This window comes from Streptomyces sp. NPDC045778 (assembly GCF_056431945.1).
Genome location: NZ_JBWKJZ010000001.1, coordinates 329,329 through 346,496, shown reverse-complemented (window position 1 = coordinate 346,496; position 17,168 = coordinate 329,329). Strand labels below are relative to the sequence as shown.

The 17,168-nt window shown below is 72.7% G+C and carries 14 protein-coding genes; 4 read left to right on the top strand and 10 right to left on the bottom strand.

Annotation, left to right across the window (positions count from 1 at the left end; genetic code table 11):
- Positions 1-19: 19 nt before the first annotated feature.
- On the bottom strand, positions 20-691 hold the full coding sequence (gene nucS / locus AC07GB_RS01505; RefSeq protein ID WP_478841190.1) for an endonuclease NucS: 672 nt from the start codon (positions 689-691) through the stop codon (positions 20-22).
- A gap of 256 nt (positions 692-947) precedes the next feature.
- Between nucS and AC07GB_RS01500 the strand changes: the two genes are divergently transcribed.
- Positions 948-1,340 carry an SCO5389 family protein gene (locus tag AC07GB_RS01500; protein WP_478841189.1) on the top strand — a complete coding sequence of 131 codons (393 nt, stop codon included), beginning with the start codon at positions 948-950 and terminating at the stop codon, positions 1,338-1,340.
- Positions 1,341-1,524: 184 nt separating this feature from the next.
- Here AC07GB_RS01500 and AC07GB_RS01495 read toward each other — a convergent pair whose 3' ends face one another.
- Positions 1,525-2,574 (bottom strand): LLM class flavin-dependent oxidoreductase, encoded by a 1,050-nt coding sequence (locus AC07GB_RS01495; RefSeq protein WP_478841188.1) that lies wholly within the window; start codon positions 2,572-2,574, stop codon positions 1,525-1,527.
- A gap of 212 nt (positions 2,575-2,786) precedes the next feature.
- Between AC07GB_RS01495 and AC07GB_RS01490 the strand changes: the two genes are divergently transcribed.
- Positions 2,787-3,119: an ATP/GTP-binding protein gene (locus AC07GB_RS01490; RefSeq protein WP_478841187.1), complete on the top strand. Its 333-nt coding sequence runs from the start codon at positions 2,787-2,789 to the stop codon at positions 3,117-3,119.
- Positions 3,120-3,191: 72 nt separating this feature from the next.
- Here the strand turns inward: AC07GB_RS01490 and AC07GB_RS01485 are convergent, their stop codons facing one another.
- From AC07GB_RS01485 to mce, 7 genes are all read right to left on the bottom strand, one after another.
- Positions 3,192-4,034, bottom strand: a complete 843-nt coding sequence (locus tag AC07GB_RS01485) for an ABC transporter permease (protein WP_478841406.1) — start codon at positions 4,032-4,034, stop codon at positions 3,192-3,194.
- A 203-nt stretch (positions 4,035-4,237) separates the two neighbouring features.
- Entirely contained in the window at positions 4,238-5,413 is a 1,176-nt protein-coding gene (locus AC07GB_RS01480; RefSeq protein WP_478841186.1) for an ABC transporter ATP-binding protein, read from the bottom strand.
- Between the two features lie 427 nt (positions 5,414-5,840).
- A complete protein-coding gene (locus tag AC07GB_RS01475; RefSeq protein ID WP_478841185.1) occupies positions 5,841-6,611 on the bottom strand; it encodes an ABC transporter permease in 771 nt (256 codons plus the stop codon).
- 7 nt (positions 6,612-6,618) lie between these two features.
- Entirely contained in the window at positions 6,619-7,617 is a 999-nt protein-coding gene (locus AC07GB_RS01470) for an ABC transporter ATP-binding protein (protein WP_478841184.1), read from the bottom strand.
- 156 nt (positions 7,618-7,773) lie between these two features.
- Complete coding sequence (locus AC07GB_RS01465; RefSeq protein WP_144320964.1) at positions 7,774-8,709, bottom strand: coiled-coil domain-containing protein; 936 nt, start codon at positions 8,707-8,709, stop codon at positions 7,774-7,776.
- A gap of 183 nt (positions 8,710-8,892) precedes the next feature.
- The gene (gene scy, locus AC07GB_RS01460; protein WP_478841183.1) at positions 8,893-12,939 is read right to left on the bottom strand and encodes a polarized growth protein Scy; all 4,047 of its coding nucleotides are present in this window, start codon (positions 12,937-12,939) and stop codon (positions 8,893-8,895) included.
- 248 nt (positions 12,940-13,187) lie between these two features.
- The gene (gene mce / locus AC07GB_RS01455; protein WP_478841182.1) at positions 13,188-13,628 is read right to left on the bottom strand and encodes a methylmalonyl-CoA epimerase; all 441 of its coding nucleotides are present in this window, start codon (positions 13,626-13,628) and stop codon (positions 13,188-13,190) included.
- Between the two features lie 148 nt (positions 13,629-13,776).
- On the opposite strand from mce, the gene AC07GB_RS01450 reads away from it, so the two are divergent.
- Positions 13,777-14,979, top strand: coding sequence for an acetyl-CoA C-acetyltransferase (locus tag AC07GB_RS01450; RefSeq protein ID WP_478841181.1), 1,203 nt, complete (start codon positions 13,777-13,779; stop codon positions 14,977-14,979).
- 113 nt (positions 14,980-15,092) lie between these two features.
- Positions 15,093-16,049, top strand: a complete 957-nt coding sequence (gene meaB / locus AC07GB_RS01445) for a methylmalonyl Co-A mutase-associated GTPase MeaB (protein WP_478841180.1) — start codon at positions 15,093-15,095, stop codon at positions 16,047-16,049.
- 270 nt (positions 16,050-16,319) lie between these two features.
- Here the strand turns inward: meaB and AC07GB_RS01440 are convergent, their stop codons facing one another.
- Positions 16,320-17,102 (bottom strand): PepSY domain-containing protein, encoded by a 783-nt coding sequence (locus AC07GB_RS01440; protein ID WP_478841179.1) that lies wholly within the window; start codon positions 17,100-17,102, stop codon positions 16,320-16,322.
- Between the last annotated feature and the right edge of the window lie 66 nt (positions 17,103-17,168).

The window sequence follows — 17,168 nt, the reverse complement described above, 5'->3', positions numbered from 1 at the left end:
TCTCACATGGCTGTCGGTGTCAGAACAGCCGCAGCTTGTCGTCCTCGATGCCGCGCAGCGCGTCGTAGTCGAGGACCGTGCAGCTGATGCCCCGGTCCGTGGCCAGGACGCGGGCCTGCGGCTTGATCTCCTGGGCTGCGAAGACGCCCTTGACCGGCGCGAGGTGCGGGTCGCGGTTCAACAGCTCCAGGTAGCGGGTGAGTTGCTCCACGCCGTCGATCTCGCCGCGGCGCTTGATCTCGACGGCGACGGTCCCGCCGTCGGCGTCCCGGCACAGGATGTCGACGGGCCCGATGGCCGTCATGTACTCGCGGCGGATCAGCGAGTAGCCGTCACCGAGTGTCTCGATCCGATCGGCGAGCAGTTCCTGAAGGTGTGCTTCCACGCCGTCCTTGATGAGGCCCGGATCCACGCCCAGCTCGTGCGTGGAGTCGTGCAGCACTTCCTCCATGGTGATGATGAGCTTCTCGCCCGCCTTGTTCGTGACGGTCCACAGGTGGGACTCGTCGCCCGTGCCCTCCTTGAGGGTGCACGGCGGCGACATCCAGTTGAGGGGCTTGTAGGCCCGGTCGTCAGCGTGGATGGAGACGCTGCCGTCCGCCTTGACGAGGATCAGGCGGGGGGCCGACGGGAGGTGGGCGGTGAGCCGGCCCGCGTAGTCCACGGAGCAGCGGGCGATGACGAGACGCATGGTCGGCAACGCTACTCGACGGCGGGACCGTCCTGCGAATTCGCGCCCCCTCGCGCCCGCGCGCGGGCTGTGGCCCGCACCACTTGTCCGGCGATGGACCCGTTCGAACCTGGCCAGTTATCCGCCCAATCTCCTGGTGCCCTCCACGGGCGTTGCCTACCGTATAAGCAGGAGGTCGTCACGCGTGCACGCTGCGTATGCGGGCTCCTTCCCTGCCCGTAAGCCCCTGCTGCTCGGGGGTGCGAGAGGAGAACCCATGTCGCTCGACGTCTCACCGGCACTGTTGGCACAGGCCGAGCGAGGCGAGGTCGACGAAGCTGCCTTCGTCGACTGCGTCCGGACCTCCCTGCCTTACGCATGGGAGATGATCAGCTCCCTGGTGGCCCAGCTGAAGGTCGACGGCGGCGAGTTCGCCGACAACCAGACGCCGCCGCCGGACGAGCAGGCGCGCGGCCAGCTGCTGCGCGCGCTCGCGAGTGACGCGATCCGCGGCGCCCTGCAGCGCCACTTCGGGGTACGTCTGGCGTTCCAGAACTGCCACCGGGTGGCGGTGTTCCCTCTGGACGCCTCGGCGGACGACAGACTGGCCAAGTTCACTTCCATCCGCGGCCAGCTGCTGAACCAGTCGCCCGAACTGCGGGACTGCTGAGGGTTGTTGCTGCCGCTCCGTACGCGGGAGGTGTTTCAGTACCGGAGCGGCAGTACCTTTCGCTGGCGGGGGCGCCTTGAACCGGTGGGCTCCTGGGGGTGGGGCTTTCTCTTCTTCTGCGGGTGCGTTTCGGCTGGGCGCGCAGTTCCCCGCGCCCCTTACGGGGCGCTGCCGGTCGAGGGTGCTACGTCAGGTGCGGTAGGACCTCGGTGCCCAGGCGGCGGATGTTTTCCTCCGTCGTCGTCAGGTCGCCGGAGCCTTCGACGAGGAACGCGAAGCGGGTGATGCCCGTGCGTTCCGCGGTGGCGGTGATGCGGTCCACGCATGCCCGGGGCGTGCCCACGGGGTGGATGGCGCACAGCAGTTCCGTGTAGGCGAGCGGGTCACGCATGGCACGGACCCGGCCGTCGACCGTGACGTGGGCCTCAAGGCCCTGGCGCAGCCAGCCGGGCATCGCCTTCTTGAGGGTCTCGGCCGCCTCCACCCGGCGGTCGGCGACCTGGACGACACCCGCCGACACATGGGCGGCGCCCGCGACCTCGTCCGGCGTGCGCCCTGCGGCACGCGCGTGCCGGTTCCACAACGCCACCATTTCGGCCTTCTCCTCGTCGCCCACGTGCATGCCGAGCAGCATCGGCAGGCCGCGGGCCGCCGCGAGGCGGACGCTCGACGGCGAGGTGCACGCCACCACGACTTCGGGGGCGTGCGGCGGGTCCGGCGCGCCGGGGGACGCGACGGCGCGCTGAAGGCGCGGGACCACCGTGACGTCGCGGAAGTCGAAGCGGCCGCCGGGACCGCCGACCCGCGGCTCGCCGCTCAGCCAGCGGAGCAACAGGTCGAGCGACTCCGGGAACCCCTTCTCGTACGCCTCTATCCCGGAGCCGAAGACCTCCAGGTCGACCCAGGGGCCGCCGCGCCCCACACCGAGCGTGAAGCGGCCGCCGGTGGTGAGGTGCAGCAGCGCGGCCTGCTCGCCGAGCGCCACCGGATGGGCGGTGGGCAGCACGGTCACGGCGGTGCCGACGCGCAGGCGCCGGGTCCGGCCGAGCAGCAGGGCCGCGAGGGTGATCGCGGACGGACACGTGCCGTACGGCACGAAGTGGTGCTCGGCGAGCCAGACGCTGTCGAGGCCCGCCTCCTCGGCCACTTCCGCGGAGCGCACCGCGCGGTGCAGTGCCTCCCCATGATCCTGGCCCGGGAACTGAGCGGCCAGCACAAAGCTTCCTAAACGCATCGAACTTCCTGCCTCCTCGGCGCCGACGCGGGCACTCCCTCCAACCGGCAACAACGCATGACACGTGCCAAGGGCACGGCTTGGCGGGCGGATTGGCAGATTTTCTACGTGGCCTCGGAGGGCTGCGCGGGGGTCGGTGAAGGACGCGTACCCGGTCCCGCGGCGCGTAGGCTGGACAGGACCCGCCCCCTGTGCAACCCGTGAGGTGTTCCGTGTCGCCGCGTCGCAACCGCCCCAAGGGCGTCGGAGACTCCAGGCCGGGCCCGGACACCGAGGCGTCCGGGCGCTACGGCGGTTTCGAGCACACCGAGGACTGGCAGGGCGAGGACTGGCGGGTGCGCCGGGTCGCGGGCGCGAGCGCGGCGGGCAAGACGTACCGCTGCCCGGGCTGCGACCAGGAGATCCCGTCCCGCCTCGCGCACGTGGTCGCGTGGCCCGCGTACTCGGGCGTGGACGAGCGGCGGCACTGGCACACCGGATGCTGGGGCGCGAAGGACCGGCGCGGCGTGCCGGAGCGCCGGTCGCGCAACGCGCCGCGGTACTGAGACCGTCCCGCGGAAACGGCACGGCGCCCCGGCCGGGAGGGCCGGGGCGCCGTGCCGTGACGCGGGTGCGGATCAGACGTCGCGCTTCTCCAGGAGGGCGAAGGCGCCGGCGAGAGCGGCCGCCGTGACGACGACGAGCAGCACCAGCTGCCCGCCGCCACCGCCGTCGAGGCTGGAGTCGATCTTGAAGATCTCGGCGAGCGAGCTGATGGCGTTGTACTCCTCCATCTTCTCGCCGAGCTTCTCGGTGCTCGACCAGATGCCGAGGAACGCCGGCATGATCGCGGGGACCAGGACCACGCCGAGCATCGTGGTGATCGCGCCCGCGGAGTGGCGCAGCATCGAGCCGACGGCGAGCGCGAGCACGCCGAGCAGCGAGACGTACAGGCCGCCCTTGAAGACCGTGTCGATCCACGAGACCTCGCCGACGCCCGGGCCGCTGTGCGCGCCCGAGGCCACGAGGCCCACGAAGAAGATGGAGCCCGCGGAGACGACGAAGGCGATCACGAAGAAGATCAGGGCCTTCGCCGCGAGGACCCGGGACCGCTGCGGCGACGCCGTGAACGTCGTACGGATCATGCCCGTGCCGTACTCGGACGACGTGACCAGGACGCCCAGGGTGATCAGGCAGATCTGGCCGAGGATCAGGCCGAAGAACGCCGGGATGGTGTACGGCACGTCCACGTAGTCGGCGTCGTCCGTCTGCGCGACCGCGAGCAGGCCGATGCCGATGACCAGGAGCAGGAAGACGCCGAGCGTCCACATCGTGGAGCGGACCGACTTGATCTTCGTCCACTCCGAGGTGAGGGCGTGGCCGAGGTTGGTCTTCTTGATCGGGATCGGCGAGGTGTACGCGTTGTTCATCGCCTGCTGCCAGGCCGAGGGCGGCGCGGGCGCGGCGGGCGCGGGGGTCATCGGCGTCGCGCCGGGCAGGGGTGCGCCGTGCGGCGGTGCGCCGTGCGGCGGCTGCGGGGCGGTCGCGACGGCGACGGGCTGCGGGGCCGGGGCCTGCGGCGCGGGGGCCTGCGGCATGGCCGGGGCCTGCTGCGGGGCCGGGGGCTGTGCGGGCTGCTGGGGCTGCTGGGGCTGCGCCTGCGGCTGCGGAGTCTCAGGCGTGGTCATCGGGCTTCCTCGCTGTCGCGCTTGGTCATCTCGGGGGAGGCGGGGGCCTGCGGGGCGGCGTACGGGTTCGGCTGCGCGCCCGCGGGTGCGGGCGCTGCGCCGGGCGCGCCCTGCGGCATCGCGAACGGCTGGCCGCCGCCCTGCTGGGGCGGCGGCGGGGCGTACCAGCCCGGCTGGCCCTGGCCCGGCACCGGCATGTGCGGCTGCGGCTGCGCGCCGGGCGGCAGCTGCTCCTGGAGGCCCGTGCGCGGATCGATCGTCGACCGGTAGTCCACGGCCCCCTGCGTCATGCGCATGTACGCCTCCTCGAGCGAGGCCTGGTGTGGCGACAGCTCCCACAGGCGTACGTCCGCCTCGTGCGCGAGGTCGCTGATGCGGGGCAGCGGCAGGCCCGTGACGCGCAGCGCGCCGTCGGGCTCGGGCAGGACCTGGCCGCCGGCCTCGGTGAGCGCGCCGGACAGCTTCTCGCGCTGCTGCGGATCGGTGTCCGGGGTGCGGACCCGGGCGAAGTCGGCGGAGTTCGCCGAGATGAAGTCCGTGACGCTCATGTCGGCGAGCAGCTGGCCGCGCCCGATGACGATGAGGTGCTCGGCGGTCAGTGCCATCTCGCTCATCAGGTGCGAGGAGACGAAGACCGTACGGCCCTCGGCCGCGAGCGACTTCATCAGGTTGCGCACCCAGAGGATGCCCTCGGGGTCGAGGCCGTTGACCGGTTCGTCGAAGAGCAGTACCTGGGGGTCGCCGAGCAGCGCGGCGGCGATGCCGAGGCGCTGGCCCATGCCGAGCGAGAAGCCCTTGGAGCGCTTCCGGGCCACGTCCTGGAGGCCGACCACGCCGAGGACCTCGTCCACGCGGCGGGCCGGGATGCCGGAGAGCTGCGCGAGGCAGAGCAGGTGGTTGCGGGCGTGCCGGCCGCCGTGCACGGCCTTCGCGTCGAGGAGGGCGCCGACCTGGCGGGGCGCGTTCGGCAGCTTGCGGTACGGGTAGCCGCCGATCGTCACCTGCCCGGCCGAGGGGGCGTCAAGGCCCAGGATCATGCGCATCGTCGTCGACTTGCCGGAGCCGTTGGGCCCCAGGAAGCCGGTCACGGTGCCGGGCCGCACCTGGAAGGAAAGGTTGTACACGGCTGTCTTGGCGCCGTAGCGCTTCGTCAGGCCGACTGCCTCGATCATTCTCCGCACCCATCGAATGGTTCAGGACGTCGGGGCAGACGCCCCCGTAAGGGTTAGGAGGATATCCGCGGGCTGACGGTTCCGGCCAAGACCGAGTAAAACGATGCCTTCTCCTGGCGTGGGCGCCCTCCGCACCCTCCCCGCCGCTACCGCGCCGGGGTTTCCCCCACCCGCCCACCCGCTAGTCCCCGGTGTCCGGGCCCGGCCCCGACCTGGCGGCTCCCGGCCCGTCGCCCGTCTGCCCGTACCTGCCCCAGCGCCCCGGCCCGGCCCCGGTCCTCTGTCTGAGGGGGAAACGGGCGGGCAGTCGCCCACAGCGCTCCGCCGAGCCCGCCCCGGCCCGTCCGGCGTTTGAGGACAAGCGCGTTAGCGCGGTGGGTTGAGCTCGGCCGACGGCTGGGTGGGGCAGGAGAGGGCAGCCCCCGGGCTAGGCGTCGCGGCGCTTGAGCAGCACGTACCCGCACAGCAGTGCCGCTACCGTCCAGGCCACCATGATGCCGAGCCCGCCCCAGGGCCCGTACGGGGTGTCGTCGTCGAAGGGCGACGTGACCTGCATGATCTTGCTGCCGGCCTGGTCGGGCAGGAACCGCCCGACCTTCTTCGTGGCCGACACATTGCCGAGGATGCTGGAGATCAGGAAGAAGAACGGCATCAGGATGCCGAGGGACAGCATCGGGCTGCGCAGCATCGCGGCCACGCCCATGGAGAACATGGCGATGAGCATCATGTAGAGCCCGCCGCCGATGACCGCGCGCAGCACCCCGGGGTCCCCCAGGTGGGCCCGGTGCTCACCGAGCATCGCCTGCCCGGCGAAGAAGGCGATGAAGCTGGTGGCGAGCCCGACGACGAAGGCGAGCAGCGCCGCCACCACGACCTTGCTGAAGAGGAACGTGGCGCGCTGCGGAACCGCGGCGAGCGAGGTGCGGATCATGCCGGTGCTGTACTCGTTCGAGACGACGAGGACGCCGAAGACGATCATCGCGAGCTGGCCGAGCGACATGCCGGCGAAGCTGATGAAGGTCGGGTCGAAGGTGAGCTTGTCGTCGCGGCTGAGGCTGTCGTAGTCGTTCTTGGAGAGGGCGCTGATGAGCATGCCGAGGGCGACCGTGACGACGACCGCGAGGCCCAGCGTCCACACGGTCGACGCCACCGAACGGATCTTGGTCCACTCGGACTTCAGTACCTGCGTCGCTGCCATGCGCCGGTCACTCTCCCTTCGCGCGCGGCTGCCAGCCCGCGCCCCAGCCGGGGCCGCCGGGCCCGGGCGGCGGGCCGTCGGCCGCCGCGGGGCCCTGGTGGTCGGCGTGCGCGTGGTACTCCACCGACTCCGCGGTGAGCTGCATGAAGGCTTCCTCCAACGAGGCCTGCTGGGGGCTGAGTTCATGGAGGACCAGGAGGTGCTGGGCGGCCAGCTCGCCCAGCTGCTCGGAGCTGGCGCCGTCCACTTCGAGGGTGCCGTTGCCCGCTTCGACGGCGGTGATCCCGGCCTCGTGCAGCACGTCGAGGAGGCGCTCGCGCTGCGGCGAGCGCAGTCGTACGTACGACCTGGAGTTCTCGCGGATGAAGTCCGACATGGAGGTGTCGGCGAGGAGGCGGCCCTGGCCGATGACGACCAGGTGGTCGGCGGTGAGCGCCATCTCGCTCATCAGATGCGAGGAGACGAAGACCGTACGGCCCTGCGCGGCGAGGGATTTCATCAGGTTCCGGATCCAGTGGATGCCCTCGGGGTCGAGCCCGTTGACCGGCTCGTCGAACATCAGGATCTCGGGGTCGCCGAGCAGCGCGCCCGCGATGCCGAGCCGCTGGCCCATGCCGAGCGAGAAGCCCTTGGCCTTCTTCTTCGCGACAGCGGTCAGGCCGACGGTGTCGAGGACCTCGTGGACGCGGGCGCGCGGGATGCCGTTGGACTGCGCCAGACACAGCAGATGGTTGAAGGCGCTGCGGCCGCCGTGCATCGCCTTGGCGTCCAGGAGCGCGCCGATGTAGGTGAGCGGGTCCTTCAGCTGCGCGTAGTGCTTGCCGTCGATGCGCACGTCGCCCGCGGTGGGGTTGTCGAGCCCCAGCATCATCCGCATGGTCGTGGACTTGCCCGCGCCGTTCGGCCCGAGGAAGCCCGTGACGACGCCCGGTCTGACGGTGAAGGTGAGGTTGTTGACCGCCACCTTCTCGCCGTACCGCTTGGTCAGCCCTTCCAGCTCGATCACGCAGCCACCTCGATCACACAGCCACCTCGATCACGCCGCCGCCTCGGTCACGCACGGACCCCGATCATGTCGACACGCTAAAACGGGACGGAGCCCCCTGCCACTCGGCGTGGCAGGGGGCTCCGTCGCGTTCACCCCGTGATTGGTCGTACCGCGTCAGCGGCTCTGCTGTGCCGGGACCCCCCGAGAGATCGGCTCGTCCTCCGTGGGCGTACCCGCGGCGGCGACGGCGGCACCGGTGAGCGTCGCGAGCATCTCGCGGACGTTCGTCAGCTGGGCGTTGATGGAGTCGCGGCGGTTGGTGAGCGCCGCCAGCTCGCGCTCGGACTCGCTGCGGATGCGGTCCGCCTTCGCGTTCGCGTCCGCGACGATGTCCTCGGCCTGACGCTGCGCGGTCTCCACCGTCTGGCGGGCGCGGCGCTCGGCGTCGGTGCGCAGCTTCTCCGCCTCCAGGCGGAGCTGCTCGGCGCGGTGCTCGATCTCGGCGAGGCGCTTCTCGGCCTTGGCCTGGCGCGAGGCCAGGTCGCGCTCGGACTGGTCGCGCCGCTTGGCGAGGTTCGTCTCGAAGTCGGCGGCGGCCTGGGCGGCCTTGGCGCGGGTCTCCTCGAAGAGGGCGTCCGCCTCCTCGCGCTTGGACTGCGCGTCCTTCTGCGCCTCGGCACGCAGCGCGTTCGCCTCGCCCTTGGCCTTCTCGACGATGCGGACGCCCTCGTCCTCGGCCTTCGCCTTGCGCTCGGCGGCGAACGACTCGGCGTCGTTACGCACCTGCTGGGCGGCCGACTCGGCCAGCTCGCGGTGCTGTTCGGCCGCGCGCCGGGCCTCCTCGCGCAGGTCCTTCGCCTCTTCCTCGGCGAGGCGCAGGATCTTCTCGACGCGGGCCCCGAGCCCGGCGTACGACGGCTCGGCGTCGGCGACCTGGGCCTGGGCGTTCTGCGTTTCGAGGTGGAGTTCCTCGATGCGCTTTTCCAGAGCAGTGATTCGGGTGAGAGCGGAGTCTCGGTCGGAGACGAGCTTGGAGATACGTTCGTCCACCTGAGCGCGGTCGTACCCACGCCGCACAAGCTCGAAGCCGTAGGGGGAAGTGTCGCTCATGGGGTTCCTGTCGAATGAGACCGGGTGAGGTGATAGAGGGAATCCTAGGGGGCGTTGCGGCGTGTCATCGAGCGTATGCCCGTTTGATCTGGAGAATGACACCCCTTTTGAGTGGCTAACCGGCAGAGCGCTTGCCAGCGACAGGGCCGAAGGTCCCTGCCGAGCACGGAATGGGCTCCGTGGCTAGCCTTCTGACTGCTTGCCACCCGAACGTGTGGCCCCCGCCGCGGCCCCCGCCTTGACGCCCGCGTCCTTGCCGCCCTGCGGGGCCTCAAACGATTCCAACGCCTCGAGCACGTCCTGGACACGGGAAATCTCCGCATTGATGTCCTCGCGACGCCGGACGAGGACCTCCAGCTCGCGCTTGCCCTCCTCGACCGTGCGCTCGGCCTCGGACCGCGCCTCGGCGTGGATCCGCTCGCCCTCGCGCACCAGCTCGGCCTTCTTCTGCTCGGCCTCCTTCAGCAGCCCCTCGGCCTTCTTCACGGCCGCGATGCGCACCTTGCTCGCCTCGGAGTTGGCGTCCGACACCAGCTCCTCGGCCTTCGCCTTCGCCTCGGCCAGCTGCTCCTCCGCGGCCTTCACCAGCGCGTCGCAGCGCTCGCCCGCCGACTTCATGGCCTCGGCCGACTCGCGCCGCGCCCGCTCGTGCAGCTCCTCGATCTCCGTGGTGACGCGGCCGCGGTGCTCCTCGACCCGCTCCCTTATCGCGGTGGCGTCCCGGCGGGCACCGACGAGCAGCTCGTCCGCGTCCGTACGCGACTTCTCCACCAGCGTGTTGCCCTCGACCGTGGCCTCGGCGACGATCCGCTCGGCCTCCTTGCGGGCCGCGCCGACCATCGTGTCCGCCTGCGACTCGGCGTCCGTCGTCGCCTTGAGCGCCTTCTCCTGGGCGTCCGCGGTCAGCTTCTCCGCCTCGGACGTGGCCTCCGTGATCAGCTTGTCGACCTGCTCCGCGGCTTCCGTACGCCGCTTGTTGGCCTCCTTGCGGGCCTCGTCCAGGGTGCGCTCGGCCTCCTGGCGCGCGTCCGCGCGCAGCCGCTCGGCCTCGGCGAGCGCCTCCTCCTTGACGCGCTCGGACTCCGCGCGGACGCGCTCGGCGTGCTGCTGCGCGGAACCGACGGTGTCCGCCGCCTCCGCGCGCAGCCGCTCGGCGTCGCCGGTCGCGTCCGAGATCAGCCGCTCGGCCGCGGCCACGGCCTCGGCGCGCACGCGCTCGGCCTCGGCCGCCGTCTCCGACGTGAGCCGCTCGGCCGCCGCCACCGACTCGCTGCGGACGCGCTCGGCCTCGGCGGCGGTCTCCGCCGTGAGGCGCTCGGCCTCGGCGATGGCCTCCGCGCGGACGCGCTCCGCCTCGGTGGCCGTCTCCGTGGTGAGGCGCTCGGCCTCGGCGATCGCCTCGGTGCGCACGCGCTCCGCCTCGGCCGCGGTCTCCGTGGTGAGGCGCTCGGCCTCGCTGCGGGCCTCGCCGATCAGCGTGTCCGCCTGGTTCGCGGCGTCACCGCGGATGCGGTTGGCGTCCTCGCGGGCGTCGGCGCGGGTGCGGGCGGCGTCCTGGTCGGCCTGCGCGATGGTGTCCGAGGCCTCCGTGCGCACCCGCTGGGCGTGCTCGGCGGCGTCCGAACGCAGCCGGTCGGCCTCGGCCATCGCCTCCGCGACGGTGTGCTCGGCAAGCGCCTTGGCGGCCTCCGCCGCCTCGGTGGACTCGCGCCGGGTACGGCTCGCGTCCTCGCTCGCGCGCTCCCGCTCGGCGTACGCGTCGGCGCGGACGCGGTCCGCCTCCTCCTGCGCCTCGGTGCGGGTGCGCTCCGCCGCGTGCTCGGCGGCCGAGCGCAGGCCGGTGATCTCCTCCTGGGCCTGCTCATGCAGGCCGGCCACGGAGTCCCGTACGGACTGGGCCTGCTGCTCGGCGGCGGACACCAGCTCCGTGGCGCGCGCCTCGGCCTCCTCGGCCAGGCGGTGCGCCTCGGCGTCGGCCTCCTCCACACGCTTGCGCGCCGCGGCGAGCAGTTCCTCGCTCTGCTCGCGGGCCCGCTCCCGCTCCTGGTCGGCCTCCGTGCGCGCGGCGCCGAGCGTCTCCTCGGCCTCGCGGCGGCGCCGGGCCGCCTCCTCCTGCGCGGCCGTGAGGGCCTCGGCGGCCTCGGCCGCGACGCGCTCGGCGGCGGCCGCCGCCTCCGCGCGCACCCGGTCCGCGGTCTCCTGCGCCTCCGTCTTCAGGCGCTCGGCCTCGGCGGCGGCCTCGGAACGCAGCCGCACCGCGATGGCCTCGCCCTCGGCGCGCGCCTGCGACGCGTCCGCCGCGGCCTCGTCGCGCAGCCGCTCCGCCTCGGCCTCGGCCTGCGACTGGAGGGTGCGGATCCGCTCGGCGGCCTCCGTGCGCTGCCGCTCGGTCTCCTCGGCGGCCTCACGCCGCATCAGCTCGGCGTCCGCGCGTGCCTCGGTCAGCGTCCGCTCGGCCGCGGCGAGCTTCTCCTCGGCCTCCGTCCGCAGCCGGGCCAGCTCGGCGTCGGCCTCGGCCGTGCGGGCCGCGACCGCGCGCTCGGCCTCCTCGCGCAGCTCCCGCGCGGCCGTCTCCGCCTCGGCCTTGACGGCCTCGGCCTGCTCATTGACCTCCGTGCGGTGCCGCTCGGCCTCCGCGCGGGTGCGCTCCAGGGTCTCCTCGGCCTGCTGGCGCAGGGACGTGGCCCGCTCGACGGCCTCGCTGCGGACCCGCTCGGCCTCGGTGGTCGCGGACTGGCGGGCCTCGGCCGCGTCCGTCTTGGCCTTGGTCAGCAGCTCCTCGGCGGACCTGGCCGCCTCCTCGATCTGCTGGACGGCCTCGCGCCGCGCCTCGCCGCGGATCTTCTCGCCCTCGGCGACCGCGTCGGCCCGCAGCTGCTCGGCCTCGCCGCGCAGCCGGCGCGCCTCCTCCTGGAGTTCGACGGTCTTGGCGCGGTACTCCTTGGTGTCGTCCTTCGCCGCGCCCTTGAGCTGCTCGGCGATGTCGTGCGCCTCGCTGCGCAGGCGGTCCGCCTCGGCCTCGGCCTCGGCGCGGACCCGCTCGGCCTCCTCGGCGGCGGCGCGCGTGGTCGCCGTCGCCTCCTCGGAGGCCTTCGTCAGGACCTCCTCGGCGGTCCGTGCGGCCTTCGCGATCTCGGAGGCGGTCTCCTCCGCGGTGATCGAGCGGGCCTTCTCGGCGGCCTCCGCGACCAGCTTCTCGGCCTCGGCGGCGGCGTCCGCGAGCTTCTGCTCGGCCTCCGCCTTGGCCGCCTCGGCCTCCTTGGTGGCCTCGCCGACCAGGCGTGCGACCTGCTCCTTCGCCGTCCGCGTGCGCTGCTCACCCGCGGCCTCGGCGGCCGCGAGCTGCTTGGCCGCGGCCTCCTTGGCCCCGGCGACGAGCTTGTCCGCCTCGGCGCGGGCCTCGCGCAGGGCCGCCTCGGCGTCGGCCATGCGCTGCTCGGCGGTCCGGCTCAGCTCGGTGGCCTGGCGGCGCGCCTGGTCGGACTCGGCCGCGGTGGACGTACGCAGCGCCTCCGCGTGGTCGGCGGCCTCCTGGGCCTGCGTCGACGCGGCGTTCAGCAGGCGCTCGGCGTCGGTGCGGGCGCGGCGGAGGATCGCTTCGGCTTCCGCGCGGGCGCTCTCGGCGTCGGCGGCGAGGCGCTGCCGGGCCGCCTCGGCGAGCCGCTCGGTCTCGGCACGGGCGGCGGCGAGCGCCTGCTCGGCCTCCGCGCGCGACTCGTCGAGCAGGCGCCGGGCCTGCTGCTCGCTGCGGGCGCGCAGTTGCTCGGCCCACGCCACGTTCTCGTTGACGTGGGACTCGACGGTCTGACGGCGCTCGTTCAGCTCCTGGTCGAGCTGCTGGCGCCGGGAGACGGCCTCCGTGTGCAGCTCCGCCTGGAGCCGGGCCTGCTGCTCGGCGTGCTCCTGGAGGATGCGCTGCGTCTGGGCGCGGGCCTCGCGCAGCTCGCGCTCGGCGTCGGCGCGCAGCTGCTCGGCCTGGATCTGGGCGTTCCGCAGCAGCTGCTCGGCCTGATAGCCCATGTCCGCGCTGTCGTAGGCAGGGCGGGACGCGAGGTTGCGGCGCGCCTCGTGCAGCTTGGCGCGCAACACCTCGACCTGGTAGCCGAGGTCCTCGGCGTGCTGGACGGCCTTCTCCCGGTCGGTCTTCAGCCGGTCCATCTCGGCTTCGAACCGTGAGAGATGGTCGGCCTCAGCCGGTCGTCGGCTGTCCTGGCTCTCGTAGCCCCGCACTGCGCGGTCCCATCCTTCCCCGAGCTCTCGGCTGCGCTCGAGCAGGGGACGCCCCACTCCTGGTCGCAAGTCTTAGACGTACGAGCCTCGCCCGTCCCGCGAACGAGGCCCCCGGAGAATGGTGTCAGATCAACAGCGGAGCTTGGGCTGCTGCCCCGACGCTCGTCCCCCGAAACCCGGACCCCGGCAAGCGACCGCCCAAGGTTCGGACGGCCGCCACCAACCCTACCGGCCCCGATAAGGGGAGGTCAGTGCTCGGCCTGTTCGGCGGGCGCGGAGGTGACGAGTTCGGTGAGGACGCCGTGGCAGTCCTTGGGGTGCAGGAAGGTGATGCGCGACCCCATCGAACCGATGCGCGGCTGCTCGTACAGGACGCGGACGCCCTTGTCGCGGATGGCCTCCGCGTCGCCGTCCACGTCCGCCGTGCCGAAGGCGATGTGGTGCACGCCCTCGCCGTTCTTGGCCAGCCACTTGCCCACGGCCGAGTCCTCGCGGATCGGCTCCAGGAGCTGGAGGTAGGAGGCGCCTCCGTCCGAGGTCTCGTTGATCTTCAGCATGGCCTCGCGCACACCCTGTTCCTCGTTGACCTCGGTGTGGAACACCTCGAAGCCGTACGTCGCGCGGTAGAACTCGACGGTGGCGTCGAGGTCCTTGCAGGCGATCCCGATGTGATCAATTCGCGTCAGCATGGTTCAAGTGCAGCGCCTGTGGCCGTGATTACGCAACGTGCGCGCGATCACACTCGCCTCCCGGTGACGCGCGCCCTACCGCTAAGTACATTCGAGTAAACCCTCGTTCACATCTCCTCAGCTCCCCAGCTGGAAGGGGCCGTGCCACATGTCTGGAACGACCGGAACCACCTCAGTGATCGTCGCGGGCGCGCGCACGCCCATGGGGCGCCTGCTCGGCTCCCTCAAGTCCTTCTCCGGCGCAGACCTGGGCGGATTCGCGATCAAGGCGGCCCTCGACCGGGCGGGCATCGGTGGCGACCAGGTGCAGTACGTGATCATGGGCCAGGTCCTCCAGGCCGGGGCGGGGCAGATCCCGGCGCGCCAGGCCGCGGTCAAGGCGGGCATCCCCATGAACGTCCCGGCACTCACCGTGAACAAGGTGTGCCTCTCCGGCCTCGACGCGATCGCGCTCGCCGACCAGCTGATCCGCGCCGGTGAGTTCGACGTCGTGGTCGCGGGCGGCCAGGAGTCGATGACCAACGCCCCGCACCTGCTCCCCAAGTCCCGCGAGGGCTACAAGTACGGCGCGGTCGAGATGCTCGACGCGATGGCGCACGACGGCCTCACCGACCCCTTCGAGTCGATCGCCATGGGCGAGTCCACGGAGAAGCACAACACCCGCCTCGGCATCCGGCGCCCCGAGCAGGACGAGATCGGCGCCCTGTCGCACCAGCGCGCCGCCGCCGCCCAGAAGAACGGCGTGTTCGACGCCGAGATCACGCCCGTCGAGGTGCCGCAGCGCAAGGGCGACCCGGTGCTCGTCTCCAAGGACGAGGGCATCCGCGCCGAGACCACCGTCGAGACGCTCGGCAAGCTGCGCCCCGCCTTCGGCAGGGACGGCACGATCACCGCGGGCACGGCCTCGCAGATCTCCGACGGCGCCGCGGCCGTCGTCGTCATGAGCAAGGCGAAGGCCGAGGAGCTGGGCCTCGCGTGGATCGCCGAGATCGGGGCGCACGGCAATGTGGCGGGCCCGGACAACTCCCTCCAGTCCCAGCCCTCCAACGCGATCCTGCACGCCCTGAAGAAGGAGGGCCTGGGCGTCGACGACCTCGACCTCATCGAGATCAACGAGGCGTTCGCGGCCGTCGCGGTCCAGTCAATGAAGGACCTCGGGGTGTCCACGGAAAAGGTGAACGTCAACGGCGGCGCCATTGCCCTGGGTCACCCGATCGGGATGTCCGGAGCGCGGCTCGTCCTGCACCTGGCCCTGGAGCTGAAGCGGCGCGGCGGCGGGGTCGGCGCGGCCGCGCTGTGCGGCGGCGGCGGTCAGGGCGACGCGCTCATCCTGAAGGTCTCCAGGAGCTGAGGGCCTGGCACTCTCGCTATAGCCCCTCACTCCCGTCGCCCCTCGTTTCTTCTTCGCTTCCCTCTCGCATCCCCTTCGTGTCTTCGGAGACGTACGTACGGAACGGAGCCGCAATGCAAGACGTCCCCTCCCTGGTGGCGCAGGCCCGCGAGGGCAGGCCGCGGGCCGTGGCCCGGCTGATCTCGCTGGTGGAGGGGGCCTCGCCGCAGCTGCGCGAAGTGATGGCGGCCCTCGCGCCGCTGGCCGGGCACGCGTATGTCGTGGGGCTCACCGGTTCGCCGGGCGTCGGCAAGTCCACGTCGACGTCGGCCCTGGTCAGCGCGTACCGGCGGGCCGGGAAGCGGGTGGGCGTCCTCGCCGTCGACCCGTCGTCGCCCTTCTCCGGCGGGGCGTTGCTCGGTGACCGCGTCCGTATGTCCGAGCACGCCTCCGACCCCGGCGTCTACATCCGCTCCATGGCGACCCGGGGGCATCTGGGCGGGCTCGCCTGGGCCGCGCCGCAGGCCATCCGGGTGCTCGACGCCGCGGGCTGCGACGTGGTCCTCGTCGAGACGGTCGGCGTCGGCCAGTCCGAGGTCGAGATCGCCTCGCAGGCCGACACCTCCGTGGTCCTCCTCGCGCCCGGGATGGGCGACGGCATCCAGGCCGCGAAGGCCGGGATCCTGGAGATCGGTGACGTGTACGTGGTCAACAAGGCCGACCGCGACGGCGCCGACGCGACCGCGCGCGAGCTGAACCACATGCTGGGCCTCGGCGAGGCGCGTACGCCCGGGGACTGGCGGCCTCCCATCGTCAAGACCGTCGCCGCCCGCGGCGAGGGGACCGACGAGGTCGTCGAGGCGCTGGAGAAGCACCGGGCGTGGATGGAGGAGCGGGGGGTCCTCGCCGCGCGGCGGGTCTCCCGGGCGGCCCGTGAGATCGAGACGATCGCCGTCACGGCCCTGCGGGAGCGGATCGCCGACCTGCACGGGGACGTGCGGCTCAGCGCGCTGGCCGAGCGGATCGTGGCGGGCGAGCTGGACCCTTACGCGGCGGCGGACTCCCTGGTGGAGGGGCTGACCGGGGCCTAGGCCCCGCCGGGCTTTCGTCCTGCGGGGCCCGGCTTGGGCGGTGGTCCGGCACCTGGCACGGCGGGGCCGGGCGCGGCGGCTGTGCGCGCCCACCCGCCCGCCGCCACCCGGGCAGTGGGTGGAGGACTCCGCCGCGGTGCTCGGGGGAGGGGACCGCGGGGCCCCGGGAGGGGTGGGGCCGGGAGCCGTGGGCGGGCGGGTGGGAGGGAAAGCGCCCGCCGCGGTGGCGGCGGGCGCGGTGTGAGGGGCGGGGTGCGAGGGGCTGGGGTGTCAGTCGTCCAGGGGGCCGGCGGTCACCTTGCCGGAGTCGAGGTCCACGACCCAGTGGCTCTCGGCGCCCTTGGCGGACACCGTCTCCACGTCCCAGGCGCCCTTGCCGCGGGCCTCGTCCTCGAGGTCGACCGACGTCACGGTGCCCTTGCCGGCGGCGGCCTTCGCCGCGTCGGCCGCGGAGACCGAGGAGCCCTTCAGCGCGGCCCTGGCCTCGGCCGCGTCCTCGGCGTCGTTCTCCGTGTGCGAGTCGAGCACCTTGCCCGTGCGGGGGTCGACGTGCACGCTGTGCCAGGTGTCGCCGCCCTTGCCGAGGACGTCGACGTCCCAGACCAGGCTGCCGTCGTCGGAGTCGAGGTCGGCGGAGACGGCGGTGCCGTTCGCGGACTTCAGCGCGGCGGCGATCGCGTCCGCGGCGCTCACCTTGGCGGCCTTGGCCTCGGCGGCGTCCCGCGCGTCCTCGTCCCGGTCGTCCCGGTCGTCCCGGCCATCCCGGTCGTCGCGGTCGTCGCGGTCATCCAGGTCGTCCTTGTCGCGCCGGTCGTCGTCGTACCGGTCGTCGTCGTACCGGTCGTCGTCGTACCGGTCGTCGTCACGGTCGTCGCCCTTGGCCTCCGCGCCCCGCGCGCCGTCGCCCTTCAGCTGGACGCTCGACTTCTGTGCCGACGAGCCCGACGAGGCCGGGGAACTCTCGCCGTCGCCGTTGAGCGCGAAGGCCGTGGCCGTCCCGCCGCCGATGAGCGCGGCGGCCGCGACGGTGGCGATGACGATGTTGCGCTTCATGAGGGTTTCCTCCCGAGTGGTTGGCCCCCCGGTGCGTTCCGGGGCCGTCCGTTCCGATGGGAAACA

Excerpts from the sequence above, each read along its gene's own strand:
- nucS (WP_478841190.1), bottom strand. The coding sequence starts at position 691 with ATGCGTCTCGTCATCGCCCGCTGCTCCGTGGACTACGCGGGCCGGCTC.
- AC07GB_RS01485 (WP_478841406.1), bottom strand. The coding sequence starts at position 4,034 with ATGACCCCCGCGCCCGCCGCGCCCGCGCCGCCCTCGGCCTGGCAGCAG.
- AC07GB_RS01480 (WP_478841186.1), bottom strand. The coding sequence starts at position 5,413 with ATGATCGAGGCAGTCGGCCTGACGAAGCGCTACGGCGCCAAGACAGCC.
- meaB (WP_478841180.1), top strand. The coding sequence starts at position 15,093 with ATGCAAGACGTCCCCTCCCTGGTGGCGCAGGCCCGCGAGGGCAGGCCG.
- AC07GB_RS01465 (WP_144320964.1), bottom strand. The coding sequence starts at position 8,709 with ATGAGCGACACTTCCCCCTACGGCTTCGAGCTTGTGCGGCGTGGGTAC.
- AC07GB_RS01500 (WP_478841189.1), top strand. The coding sequence starts at position 948 with ATGTCGCTCGACGTCTCACCGGCACTGTTGGCACAGGCCGAGCGAGGC.
- AC07GB_RS01495 (WP_478841188.1), bottom strand. The coding sequence starts at position 2,574 with ATGCGTTTAGGAAGCTTTGTGCTGGCCGCTCAGTTCCCGGGCCAGGAT.
- AC07GB_RS01450 (WP_478841181.1), top strand. The coding sequence starts at position 13,777 with ATGTCTGGAACGACCGGAACCACCTCAGTGATCGTCGCGGGCGCGCGC.
- AC07GB_RS01475 (WP_478841185.1), bottom strand. The coding sequence starts at position 6,611 with ATGGCAGCGACGCAGGTACTGAAGTCCGAGTGGACCAAGATCCGTTCG.
- mce (WP_478841182.1), bottom strand. The coding sequence starts at position 13,628 with ATGCTGACGCGAATTGATCACATCGGGATCGCCTGCAAGGACCTCGAC.
- AC07GB_RS01440 (WP_478841179.1), bottom strand. The coding sequence starts at position 17,102 with ATGAAGCGCAACATCGTCATCGCCACCGTCGCGGCCGCCGCGCTCATC.